Source organism: Aeromonas sp. S41-2 (assembly GCF_027705845.1).
Taxonomy (GTDB): Bacteria; Pseudomonadota; Gammaproteobacteria; order Enterobacterales; family Aeromonadaceae; genus Aeromonas; species Aeromonas hydrophila.
In genome coordinates, this window is the sequence record NZ_JAPDCG010000007.1 from 1 (window position 1) to 12,330 (window position 12,330).

Consider the following 12,330-nt stretch of genomic DNA (forward strand, 5'->3'; position numbering starts at 1 on the left):
TGATATCAAAAATTGTTTTTGATGCTCGATGCTGTGAGTGCCCACACAGATTGCTTGATTCAAATTGTTAAAGAGCGTTACGCTTGTCGCGTTGAGGAGGCGCATATTACGCTTCTCACTTCGAAAGTCAAGCGACTGTTTTCGCTTTTCTTTCGGCGCCCACTTCGCAAGGAAGCTGGCTCATCAGGTTGGCGTGTTCCGCCGTGCTGGTAGGGGCGCATTATAGGGAGCTGAAACTTTCTGGCAAGCAGATAATTGCAAAAAGATGGCTTTCATCGTTCAATCGCTCACAAAGCCACCAAAAAGCATTTAAAACCAGCAAAATCAGGCCACGGTGGGGGCTGCTACGGCAAAATCATGCAGATTGTCATAGATGGCATCGGCCAGCTCGACACCGGCATCCGTTATCGGTTTGCCCGTTCTGACCATGATCTTGTGACCAACCCCGGCATTGATGGCGGCTTTCAGATCGGAAGGCTTGTCACCCACCATATAAGAACGGTTCATATCGATGTTCAGCTCTTGCTTGGCAAGCAGCAACATTCCCGGTTCTGGTTTGCGGCAGTCACAGGGAGCGCCATGCTCCGGATGATGCGGGCAGAAGTAGATACCATCGAGGTCCACGTCGCGATCGGCCAATGACCAATCCATCCACTCGGTCAGGTTCATGAAATCATCTTCGCTGAAATAACCGCGGGCGATACCAGACTGGTTGGTGACAACGACCAGCAGATACCCTTTCTTCTTCATCAGCTGCAGGGCTTCGATGACCCCGGGCAAAAAGTGGAAATCATCTACCTTGCTGACATAACCGGTGTCTTCGTTGATGACACCATCACGATCCAGAAAAATGGCTGGTTTGCTCACAGAAACGACCTCTATCAATGATTTCGCAAAGTATCTCACAGGCCATTTAAAGCCCCAAAAGTAAAAGGGGTGGCCGAAGCCACCCCTTTCATGTGCGTATTTAAAGTATCGATTAAGCGATAACTTTAGCTACAACACCAGCACCTACGGTACGGCCACCTTCACGGATAGCGAAACGCAGGCCGTCGTCCATCGCGATCGGCGCAATCAGGGTAACAACCATCTTGATGTTGTCGCCCGGCATTACCATCTCTACGCCTTCCGGCAGTTCGATGGTACCGGTCACGTCAGTAGTACGGAAGTAGAACTGCGGACGGTAGCCTTTGAAGAACGGGGTGTGACGACCACCTTCTTCTTTGGACAGCACGTACACTTCAGATTCAAACTTGGTGTGCGGCTTGATGGTGCCCGGCTTGGCCAGTACCTGACCACGCTCTACGTCTTCACGCTTCACGCCACGCAGCAGTGCACCGATGTTCTCGCCTGCACGACCTTCGTCCAGCAGTTTGCGGAACATTTCAACGCCGGTACAGGTGGTCTTGGTGGTATCTTTGATACCCACGATTTCCACTTCTTCACCAACTTTGACGATACCGCGCTCTACACGACCGGTTACTACGGTACCACGGCCAGCGATGGAGAATACGTCTTCGATAGGCATCAGGAACGGCAGGTCGATGGCACGCTCCGGCTCCGGAATGTAGGTGTCCAGGTGGCCAGCCAGTTCCAGGATCTTCTCTTCCCACTGAGCTTCGCCTTCCAGCGCTTTCAGTGCGGAACCACGTACTACCGGCAGATCATCACCCGGGAAGTCGTACTCGGACAGCAGTTCGCGAACTTCCATCTCGACCAGTTCCAGCAGCTCTTCGTCATCTACCATGTCACACTTGTTCATGAACACGATGATGTACGGAACGCCTACCTGACGACCCAGCAGGATGTGCTCACGAGTCTGCGGCATCGGGCCGTCAGTCGCTGCTACTACCAGGATCGCGCCGTCCATCTGGGCAGCACCGGTGATCATGTTTTTAACGTAGTCGGCGTGACCCGGGCAGTCTACGTGCGCGTAGTGGCGGGTAGCGGTGTCGTATTCTACGTGGGAGGTGTTGATGGTGATACCACGCTCACGCTCTTCCGGTGCCTTGTCGATCTGGTCGAAGGCGAAAGCCTTACCACCGAAGTGCTTGGCCAGCACGTTGGTGATAGCGGCAGTCAGGGTGGTTTTACCGTGGTCAACGTGGCCGATGGTGCCGACGTTTACGTGCGGTTTATTACGCTCAAATTTTTCTTTAGACACGACGTAGTCCTTCTAGGTTAAACCCGCCTACCGTCGTAGGCGGGGAATCTTAAATTACTTGGATTTGCGCTCTTCGATCACGGCCTGGGCGACGTTGGTCGGGGCATCGTGATACTTGGCGAATTCCATGGCGTAGGAAGCACGACCCTGGGTAGCAGAACGCAGGGCGGTAGCGTAACCGAACATCTCGGCCAGCGGCACCAGGGCACGAACGATCTTGCCGGACGGGCCATCTTCCATACCTTCGATCAGGCCACGACGACGGTTCAGGTCACCGATCACGTCGCCCATGTAGTCTTCCGGAGTCTCGACTTCTACTTTCATGATCGGTTCGAGCAGAACCGGGTTGGCCTTCATGAAGCCAGCCTTAAAGGCCATGGAAGCAGCGATCTTGAACGCCAGTTCGGAAGAGTCGACATCGTGGTAGGAACCGAAGTGCAGACGCACGCCCAGATCCATTACCGGATAACCTGCCAGCGGGCCGGACTTCAGCTGCTCACGGATACCCTTGTCAACACCCGGGATGAACTCACCAGGAATGACGCCGCCCTTGATGTCGTTGACGAATTCGTAGGCTTTGCCTTCTTCCAGCGGGTACATGTCGATCACAACGTGACCGTACTGACCACGACCACCGGACTGCTTGGCGTGCTTACCTTCGATATCCTTGACGGTGTTACGAATGGTTTCACGGTAGGCAACCTGCGGCTTACCTACGTTCGCTTCTACCTTGAACTCGCGACGCATACGGTCAACGATGATGTCCAGGTGCAGCTCACCCATACCGGCGATGATGGTTTGGCCAGACTCTTCGTCAGTCCATACGCGGAAGGACGGGTCTTCCTGAGCCAGGCGGCCCAGAGCCAGGCCCATCTTCTCTTGGTCAGCTTTGGTTTTCGGCTCAACCGCGATGGAGATTACCGGTTCCGGGAATTCCATACGCTCGAGGATGATCGGCGCTTTTTCGTCACACAGGGTGTCACCGGTGGTCACGTCTTTCAGACCGATGGCGGCAGCGATGTCGCCTGCGCGAACTTCTTTGATCTCTTCACGCTTGTTGGCGTGCATCTGAACGATACGGCCAAAACGCTCGCGCTTCTCTTTAACGGAGTTCAGCACGGAGTCACCGGAGTTAACCACACCGGAGTAAACGCGGAAGAAGGTCAGGTTGCCTACGAACGGGTCGGTAGCAATCTTGAATGCCAGAGCAGCAAACGGCTCGTCATCAGAAGCATGACGCTCGTCTTTGGTCTCGCCATCCAGCTTCAGACCGTCGATGGCTGCTACGTCGGTCGGAGCCGGCAGATAGTCAACCACGGCATCCAGCATGGCCTGTACGCCCTTGTTCTTGAACGCGGAGCCACAGGTAACCAGGATGATTTCGTTGTTCAGAACACGCTGACGAAGAGCTTTCTTGATCTCTTCCTCGGTCAGTTCTTCACCACCCAGGTATTTTTCCATCAGGTCTTCAGACGCTTCAGCAGCGGCTTCAACCAGGGTCATGCGCATTTCTTGCGCTTTTTCCAGCAGCTCAGCCGGGACGTCTTCGTAATCGAAGGATACGCCCTGGTCAGCTTCGCTCCAGTTGATGGCTTTCATCTTGACCAGGTCGATAACGCCCTTGAAGTTCTCTTCTGAACCGATGTTCAGTTGCAGCGGAACCGGGTTACCTTTCAGACGGGTCTTGATGTGCTCAACGCAGCGCAGGAAGTTGGCACCGGTACGGTCCATCTTGTTGACGAACGCGATACGGGGAACCTTGTACTTGTTAGCCTGACGCCATACGGTTTCAGACTGTGGCTGTACGCCACCTACGGCACAGTACACCATCACGGCGCCGTCCAGAACACGCATGGAACGCTCTACTTCGATAGTAAAGTCAACGTGGCCCGGGGTATCGATGATGTTGATACGGTGCGGTTGGAACTGTTTGCCCATACCGGACCAGAAAGCGGTGGTCGCGGCGGAGGTGATGGTGATACCACGCTCTTGTTCCTGTTCCATCCAGTCCATGGTGGCGGCGCCATCGTGAACTTCACCGATTTTGTGACTTACACCGGTATAAAACAGAACGCGCTCAGTAGTAGTAGTCTTACCGGCGTCAATGTGAGCGGAAATACCGATATTACGATAACGCTCAATGGGGGTTGTACGAGCCATTGTCATCCTCTTACTAGGGCACTTGTCCCCAGATAATTAAAGGTGCGCAGAGCCAAAAGACCCTGCGCAAGCGGATTACCAGCGGAAGTGAGCGAAAGCCTTGTTCGCTTCAGCCATACGGTGTACGTCTTCACGTTTCTTGACAGACGAACCCTTATTGTCAGCGGCATCCAGCAGCTCGCCAGCCAAACGCTGAGCCATTGATTTTTCACCACGTTTACGAGCGGCATCAACCAACCAGCGCATTGCCAGGGCATTGCGGCGAACCGGACGAACTTCTACCGGTACCTGATAGGTTGCACCACCGACACGACGAGATTTAACCTCGACGGCCGGACGAATGTTGTCCAGGGCTTCTTCGAATACGGCCAGGTGCTCTTTGCCAGTCTTGGTGGCAATGATGTCCAGCGCGCCATATACGATGGCTTCGGAAACAGATTTCTTACCGTCAACCATTACTACGTTGACAAATTTAGCCAGCAGCTCTGATCCGAACTTGGGATCCGGCAGGATTTTACGCTGACCAACAACACGACGTCTTGGCATTTCAAATTCTCCGTAACTTCAGGGGTTACCCAAAACTAGAAAGTTATCTAACTAGAAACGAATTAACGTTTGGCCTTACTTAACGGAGAACCATTAAGCTTTCGGACGCTTCACGCCATACTTGGAGCGAGCCTGCTTACGGTCTTTAACACCGGCACAGTCCAACGCACCACGAACGGTGTGATAACGAACACCTGGCAAGTCTTTTACACGACCGCCACGGATCAGAACAACAGAGTGCTCTTGCAGGTTGTGACCTTCACCGCCGATGTAGGAGGTGACTTCGAAGCCGTTGGTCAGACGTACACGGCATACTTTACGCAGTGCAGAGTTAGGCTTCTTCGGGGTGGTGGTGTATACACGGGTGCACACGCCACGCTTCTGAGGGCACGCTTCCAGCGCCGGCACGTTGCTTTTCACAACGAGCTTGATGCGTGGCTTGCGAACCAACTGGTTAATAGTTGCCATCAAAAGGCTCCTGATAATGACTTCATAAACATGTGAAAAATCCTCCCCGCAGATACGGGGACGCGAAATTTTATGCCCTGTTGTCAAGGGAGTCAAGATTTATACAATCCGAGCCAGGAAAGGCAGTGAGAATGCCTTGGAAAATATCGCTAACAGCCTGAAATAATTATATAAAACTGGCGGTCAGCCAGCCCAGGTCTGCGGCGAGCCTTTTTCCGCGATCAGAGCCACCAAGCCGGCCATGTCCAGATCCAACCCGATCCGTTGTTGCAACCCCCTCGCCTGCAGGTCTTCCCGCATGACATAGAGCGGCACTCCAGCCAACCGTGCACACCACTGAGGGGCCGTGGCAGCGACGACGGCATCCTGCATCAGCACCAGCACATCCTTCGGCTGGCGGTAGGTCAGCGCCTGCTCCAGGTCCTGGCTCTGGAAGGGAGAGGTCAATATCAGCTGTATCATGGTCACCTCAAAAGCAGATGTGGGTCGCACAGGCATCCCACTGGTGCCGGATGTCGGTGCGGGACAGGCCGGTCACGGGGATCAGCAGATCAGCCACCGTCAGGCCACGCTCTGCCAGCGAGTCGGTGCACACATAGATCTCCTCGATGTCGTAGAGCTCGAGCAGCTTGAAGGTCGGCGCATAGTGACGCTGCAAGATGGCCTGCGGCTGCTGCTCCCTGAGCAGTTGCAGCACGCCATCTCCGATGAGGAACAGGGCCAGCGACTCGGTCATGGCCGAAGTGGCCAGCAGGGCGTCCAGACCTTCCCGCCCGGCGGCGGTACCGTGCGGCCCGCGCCGGCAAATAAACGCTATCTTGTGCATGGCAGCCTCCTAAAACTGGACGAATCGATCGGCGGTCAGGCTGGCCTCCGCCAGCTGACCCAGCCCGCTCAGGCAAAATGGCGGCTCCAGGTTGAAGTGTGCCCTGCCCAATCCCTTGGCCTCCTGCTCATCCAGCACACCGCGCCGCATGGCGGCAGCGACGCACACATCGATACGGATCCCTTGCTGGTTGGCCAGTTCACGCCACAGGGCGACCAGGTTGCTCTCATCGGTGGCGGGAGCATGCAGCCCGTTGCCGTTGCAGACCCCATCCTGGTAGAAGAACAGGTGAGACAAGCGATGGCCCTGCTCGATGAGGCTCAAGGCAAAACGATAGGCGGTGCTGGCCGACTGGGTGCCATAGGCGGGCCCCGTTACCAGCAGGGCAAAATTCAGACTCATATCCGGACTCCTGCGCATGTGTTCGTCCATTCTACGCCAAACACAAAAAAGCCCCTCCTGGGAGGGGCTCTTCGTGCAGCCTTGGATCAAACGTAAGCGATGGCTTCGACTTCAACCAGCACATCCTTCGGCAGACGCGCCACTTCCACGCAGGAGCGGGCAGGAGCGGCGTCACCGAAGTAACGAGCATAAACCTGGTTGAAGGCAACAAAGTTGTTCATGTCGCTGAGGAAGCAGGTGGTCTTCAGTACCTTGCCGGTATCGGCTCCCGCTTCCTTCAATACTGCAACCAGGTTCTTCATCACCTGCTCGGCCTGCGCTTCGATACCGCCAGCCACTATCTCCATGGTGGTCGGATCGAGCGGGATCTGCCCGGAGGTGAAGACCAGCTCGCCCAGTTTGGTGGCCTGAACATACGGGCCAATTGCGGCAGGAGCCTTGTCGGTTGCAATAACTTCTTTAGCCATTCTTGTCTATCCCCTTCTATGGCGCTTACTCGTTTTCGTCTTCACCCTGCTTGCGCTGTCGGATGTACAGATAAACGGTATGTTTGGAAATGTTCAGCTTGTCGGCGACCAGGTTGATCGAGTCCTTGATATCAAATATGCCCTTCTCGAACAGCTGGGTCACGATAAACCTGTTTTTAGCATTGTTGGCAACGGTCGGATCGCGGTTGATCTCGTCGATGGTGTTGTCCACCGTCTGGGCAACCAGCTCTTCCACACTGTTGGCAAAGGTCTCCGGCGACTGACGCTCGACTTGTTGCGGCGTCGGGAAAAATTCGGCGACGAACTCGTGAAAAGGCGCGTTGATGTGCAGGTTGATACAGATGAGGCCGATCACCTGCTTGTCGCTGTTCCTGATGGCGATGGTACTCGACTTCATCAGGGCACCGGTACGGCTGCGAGCAAAATAGCTCTGGGTGTAATCCTGGCCGGTATTCTCGATGTCCTTGAGCATACGCAGCGCGAGGTCGGTAATGGGGGCTCCCTCATTCCGTCCCGTATTGAACCCGTTGGCAATCTTGATCACGGACTCGTGCAGATTTTCCAGGGAGTGAAGCACCACTTCACAGTGCTTGCCGAACAACTCGGCCAAGCCATCGATCAGCCCATCGTATGAGCGCAACAATTCCCTGTCTTCGTCTGTAAAAGTGCGACCGATCAGCTGCTCTTCGGGAAGCATCACTTCCTCGATACCGACAGTCATGTTCTACCCCTGTAATACCCATTCAACTTTCCCGAGTTTTCAGTTGCGAGGGGGCAATGTCAACTTTTTTTGATTTTTTACTCTGCAACCTTGCTCTGGATCATCCGAATATCCGCGTGGCGTCTGGCTTTGACGAGAAAATCGACAATAAAAAAGGGCCCCATGAAGGGGCCCTTTTCATTCGCTACAGCGGAAGATTACTCTTCGTCAAAACTGCCGGCTGCGTTGAGCAGATCCGCCAGGTTTTGCTGAGCTTCATCGGCAGTCACCTGCGGCACACCAACAGCACGGGCTGCGGCGGCACGCTGGTTGATCCGGCCGTGGTGGTAGGCAAAGCCGGTACCAGCCGGGATCAGACGACCCACGATCACGTTCTCTTTCAGGCCACGCAGTTCGTCACGCTTGCCGCCAACGGCCGCTTCGGTCAGAACACGGGTGGTTTCCTGGAAGGAAGCCGCGGAGATGAAGGACTCGGTGCTCAGAGATGCCTTGGTAATACCCATCAGGATGTGACGGAAGGTGGCCGGGGTCTTGCCCTCAGCAACCAGCTTACGGTTGGCAATCTTCACGCGAGCCACTTCAACCTGTTCGCCTTCGATCAGGTCGGTGTCGCCGGCGCTCAGGATCTCGCACTTGCGCAGCATCTGACGCACGATGACTTCGATGTGCTTGTCGTTGATCTTAACGCCTTGCAGACGGTAAACGTCCTGCACTTCGTTGGCGATGTAGTTGGCGACCGGGCTGATACCGCGCAGACGCAGAATGTCGTGAGCAGACTCAGGACCGTCCGCCAGCACTTCACCCTTCTCAACTTTTTCACCTTCGAACACGTTCAGGTTACGCCACTTCGGAATCATCTCCTCGTAGACATCGCCACCATCGGTCGGGGTGATGACCAGACGGCGTTTGCCCTTGGTCTCTTTCCCGAAGGAGATGGTACCGGAGATCTCGGCCAGAATTGCCGGTTCCTTCGGTTGACGTGCTTCGAACAGATCCGCAACGCGCGGCAGACCACCGGTGATGTCCTTGGTACCGCCGGACTCTTGCGGGATACGCGCTACCGCGTCACCCACGCCCACGTTGGCACCATCTTCCAGGTTCACGATTGCCTTGCCCGGCAGGAAGTACTGGGCGGCTACATCGGTACCCGGGATCATCACGTCCTTGCCGTTCAGGTCGACCAGTTTAACGGTCGGACGCATCTCTTTACCGGCGCTCGGACGCTCGTTGACATCCAGCACGACGATGGAGGAGAGACCGGTCAGCTCGTCGGTCTGACGAGTAATGGTCACGCCATCGATCATGTGTTCGAAGTGCAGACGACCTGCCACTTCGGTGATGATCGGGTGAGTGTGCGGATCCCAGTTGGCGACGGTTTCACCAGCGTTCACGGCCTGGCCATCTTTCACTTCCAGCACGGAACCGTAAGGCAGCTTGTGGCTTTCCTTGGTACGGCCCATCTCGTCCATGATGGTCAGTTCGGTAGAACGGGAGGTGATAACCAGTTTGTCGTCACTGTTGTGAACGAACTTGGCGTTCTGCAGCTTGATGCTACCGGTATTCTTGACCTGAATGCTGCTCTCGGCAGCGGCACGGGATGCGGCACCACCGATGTGGAAGGTACGCATCGTCAGCTGGGTACCTGGTTCACCGATGGACTGGGCGGCGATAACACCGACAGCCTCACCCTTGTTAACCAGGTGACCACGGGCCAGATCACGGCCGTAGCAGTGAGCACAGTTACCGAAGTCGGTCTCACAGGTGATGGCAGAACGTACCTTCACGCGGTCAACGGAGTTGCGCTCCAGCAGGTCACACAGCTGCTCGTCGAGCAGGGTGTTGCGTGCTACCAGCACTTCGTCTTCAGTACCCGGCTTGATCACGTCATCGGCAACCACACGGCCCAGCACGCGCTCACGCAGCGGTTCGACCACGTCGCCACCTTCGATCAGCGGAGTCATCCACAGACCTTCGGTAGTGCCGCAATCGTCCTCGGTAATCACCATGTCCTGTGCCACGTCAACCAGACGACGAGTCAGGTAACCGGAGTTCGCAGTCTTCAGTGCGGTATCCGCCAGACCCTTACGAGCACCGTGAGTGGAGATGAAGTACTGCAGTACGTTCAGACCTTCGCGGAAGTTCGCGACGATCGGGGTCTCGATGATGGAGCCATCCGGCTTGGCCATCAGGCCACGCATACCGGCCAGCTGACGGATCTGGGCTGCGGAACCCCGCGCACCAGAGTCGGCCATCATGAAGATGCTGTTGAACGAGGCTTGCTCTTCTTCTTCACCCAGCGAGTTGACGTTACGCTCTTTGGACAAGTTCTCCATCATGGCCTTGGAGACGCGCTCGTTGGCGCTGGCCCAGATATCGATAACCTTGTTGTAGCGCTCGCCCGCGGTCACCAGACCGGACAGGAACTGGTCCTGGATCTCGGCGACTTCGGCTTCTGCCGCGGCGATGATGTCTTTCTTGGCATCCGGGATGACCATGTCATCGATACCAACGGAAGCACCGGACAGGGCCGCATAGTGGAAACCGGTATACATCAGCTGGTCAGCGAAGATGACGGTGTCCTTCAGGCCCTGCTTGCGATAGCAGGTGTTCAGCAGACGGGAGATGAGCTTTTTGCCCAGCGCCTTGTTGGATACGGATTTGATCCAGTTCTGCGGGTTGGCATCCAGGTCAGCCTGCTCTGCAGCAGTCAGCACCTTCGGCTCGTCGATCAGGGCGTATTCCATGCCTTTCGGCAGGATCAGGCTCAGGATCGCACGACCAACGGTGGTGTTCTTCATCTCGGTGTGAGCACGCAGTGAACCGTCTTCCTGACGCAGGTATTCGGTGATGCGAACTTTCACGCGAGCATGCAGATCGGCCAGACCGGCGCGGTATACCTTCTCGGCTTCTTTCGGGCCGGACAGCACCATACCTTCGCCCTTGGCGTTGATACGGGCGCGGGTCATGTAGTACAGACCCAAGACCACGTCCTGAGACGGAACGATGATCGGCTCACCGGAGGCAGGCGACAGGATGTTGTTGGTGGACATCATCAGTGCGCGCGCTTCCAGCTGGGCTTCCAGGGTCAGCGGTACGTGGACCGCCATCTGGTCACCGTCGAAGTCCGCGTTATAGGCGGCACAGACGAGCGGGTGCAGCTGGATGGCCTTGCCTTCGATCAGGGTCGGTTCAAACGCCTGGATACCCAGACGGTGCAGGGTCGGTGCACGGTTCAGCAGAACAGGGTGTTCGCGGATCACTTCGTCCAGGATGTCCCAAACGACAGCTTCTTCGCGCTCCACCATCTTCTTGGCGGCCTTGATGGTGGTCGCCAGACCACGGGATTCCAGCTTGCCATAGATGAAGGGCTTGAACAGCTCCAGCGCCATCTTCTTCGGCAGACCGCACTGATGCAGACGCAGAGTCGGACCTACGGTGATAACGGAACGACCGGAGTAGTCGACACGCTTACCGAGCAGGTTCTGACGGAAACGACCTTGCTTACCCTTGATCATGTCGGCCAAGGATTTCAGCGGGCGCTTGTTGGAGCCGGTGATGGCACGGCCACGACGGCCGTTGTCCAGCAGGGCATCGACGGACTCTTGCAGCATGCGCTTTTCGTTGCGCACGATGATGTCCGGAGCAGCCAGGTCCAGCAGGCGCTTCAAGCGGTTGTTACGGTTGATCACGCGACGATACAGATCGTTCAGATCGGAAGTCGCGAAACGGCCGCCGTCCAGCGGTACCAGCGGACGCAGGTCCGGCGGCAGCACGGGCAGCACTGTCATGATCATCCACTCCGGCTTGTTGCCGGACTGCAGGAAGGCTTCCATCAGCTTCAGGCGCTTGGTGGTCTTCTTGCGCTTGGTCTCGGAGTTGGTCTGATCCAGCTCTTCGCGCATGGTGCGCACTTCGCCTTCCAGATCGATGGCGCGCAGCAATGCCAGGATTGCTTCGGCACCCATCTTGGCGTCGAATTCGTCGCCCCACTCTTCCAGTGCGTCCAGGTACTGCTCTTCGGACAGCATCTGGCTGCGCTCGAGGTTGGTCATGCCGGGTTCGATCACTACATAGGATTCGAAATACAGCACGCGCTCGATGTCACGCAGGGTCATGTCCAGCAGCAGACCGATACGGGACGGCAGGGACTTCAGGAACCAGATGTGGGCAGTCGGGCTGGCCAGCTCGATGTGGCCCATACGCTCACGACGGACCTTGGTCTGGGTCACTTCTACGCCGCACTTCTCACAGATCACACCACGGTGTTTCAGGCGCTTGTACTTGCCGCACAGACACTCGTAGTCCTTCACCGGTCCGAAGATACGGGCGCAGAACAGACCATCACGTTCCGGCTTGAAAGTCCGGTAGTTGATGGTCTCAGGCTTTTTGACCTCACCGAATGACCAGGAGCGGATCATGTCAGGAGAGGCCAGACCGATCTTGATACTGTCAAACTCTTCGGTCTTGGTCTGAGCCTTCAAAAACTTGAGTAAGTCTTTCACGTGTTTCCCCTGTCAGGAGTCTAACCTCGGCGCCCCTACTGCCGAAACAGCGG

Annotated in this window: 11 protein-coding genes; all 11 read right to left on the bottom strand. The window is 56.2% G+C overall.

What is annotated here, in order from left to right; all coding sequences use genetic code 11:
• Nucleotides 1–324: 324 nt before the first annotated feature.
• Nucleotides 325–867: a D-glycero-beta-D-manno-heptose 1,7-bisphosphate 7-phosphatase gene (gmhB, locus tag OKC44_RS16105; protein ID WP_270814255.1), complete on the bottom strand. Its 543-nt coding sequence runs from the start codon at nt 865–867 to the stop codon at nt 325–327.
• 112 nt (nt 868–979) lie between these two features.
• The gene (tuf, locus tag OKC44_RS16110) at nt 980–2,164 is read right to left on the bottom strand and encodes an elongation factor Tu (RefSeq protein WP_011707694.1); all 1,185 of its coding nucleotides are present in this window, start codon (nt 2,162–2,164) and stop codon (nt 980–982) included.
• 54 nt (nt 2,165–2,218) lie between these two features.
• A complete protein-coding gene (gene fusA / locus OKC44_RS16115; RefSeq protein WP_011707695.1) occupies nt 2,219–4,324 on the bottom strand; it encodes an elongation factor G in 2,106 nt (701 codons plus the stop codon).
• Nucleotides 4,325–4,399: 75 nt separating this feature from the next.
• Nucleotides 4,400–4,870, bottom strand: a complete 471-nt coding sequence (gene rpsG, locus OKC44_RS16120; protein ID WP_005306266.1) for a 30S ribosomal protein S7 — start codon at nt 4,868–4,870, stop codon at nt 4,400–4,402.
• 93 nt (nt 4,871–4,963) lie between these two features.
• Nucleotides 4,964–5,338 (bottom strand): 30S ribosomal protein S12, encoded by a 375-nt coding sequence (rpsL, locus tag OKC44_RS16125; RefSeq protein ID WP_005306278.1) that lies wholly within the window; start codon nt 5,336–5,338, stop codon nt 4,964–4,966.
• 183 nt (nt 5,339–5,521) lie between these two features.
• Nucleotides 5,522–5,800, bottom strand: coding sequence for a sulfurtransferase complex subunit TusB (gene tusB, locus OKC44_RS16130; RefSeq protein ID WP_270814085.1), 279 nt, complete (start codon nt 5,798–5,800; stop codon nt 5,522–5,524).
• A gap of 7 nt (nt 5,801–5,807) precedes the next feature.
• Nucleotides 5,808–6,164, bottom strand: a complete 357-nt coding sequence (gene tusC, locus OKC44_RS16135) for a sulfurtransferase complex subunit TusC (protein ID WP_270814088.1) — start codon at nt 6,162–6,164, stop codon at nt 5,808–5,810.
• Nucleotides 6,165–6,173: 9 nt separating this feature from the next.
• Nucleotides 6,174–6,566 carry a sulfurtransferase complex subunit TusD gene (gene tusD / locus OKC44_RS16140; RefSeq protein WP_270814091.1) on the bottom strand — a complete coding sequence of 131 codons (393 nt, stop codon included), beginning with the start codon at nt 6,564–6,566 and terminating at the stop codon, nt 6,174–6,176.
• Between the two features lie 86 nt (nt 6,567–6,652).
• A complete protein-coding gene (locus OKC44_RS16145; RefSeq protein ID WP_270814093.1) occupies nt 6,653–7,033 on the bottom strand; it encodes a RidA family protein in 381 nt (126 codons plus the stop codon).
• Between the two features lie 25 nt (nt 7,034–7,058).
• Nucleotides 7,059–7,775 carry a helix-turn-helix transcriptional regulator gene (locus OKC44_RS16150; RefSeq protein ID WP_005306294.1) on the bottom strand — a complete coding sequence of 239 codons (717 nt, stop codon included), beginning with the start codon at nt 7,773–7,775 and terminating at the stop codon, nt 7,059–7,061.
• A gap of 197 nt (nt 7,776–7,972) precedes the next feature.
• A complete protein-coding gene (rpoC, locus tag OKC44_RS16155) occupies nt 7,973–12,277 on the bottom strand; it encodes a DNA-directed RNA polymerase subunit beta' (protein ID WP_011707700.1) in 4,305 nt (1,434 codons plus the stop codon).
• Between the last annotated feature and the right edge of the window lie 53 nt (nt 12,278–12,330).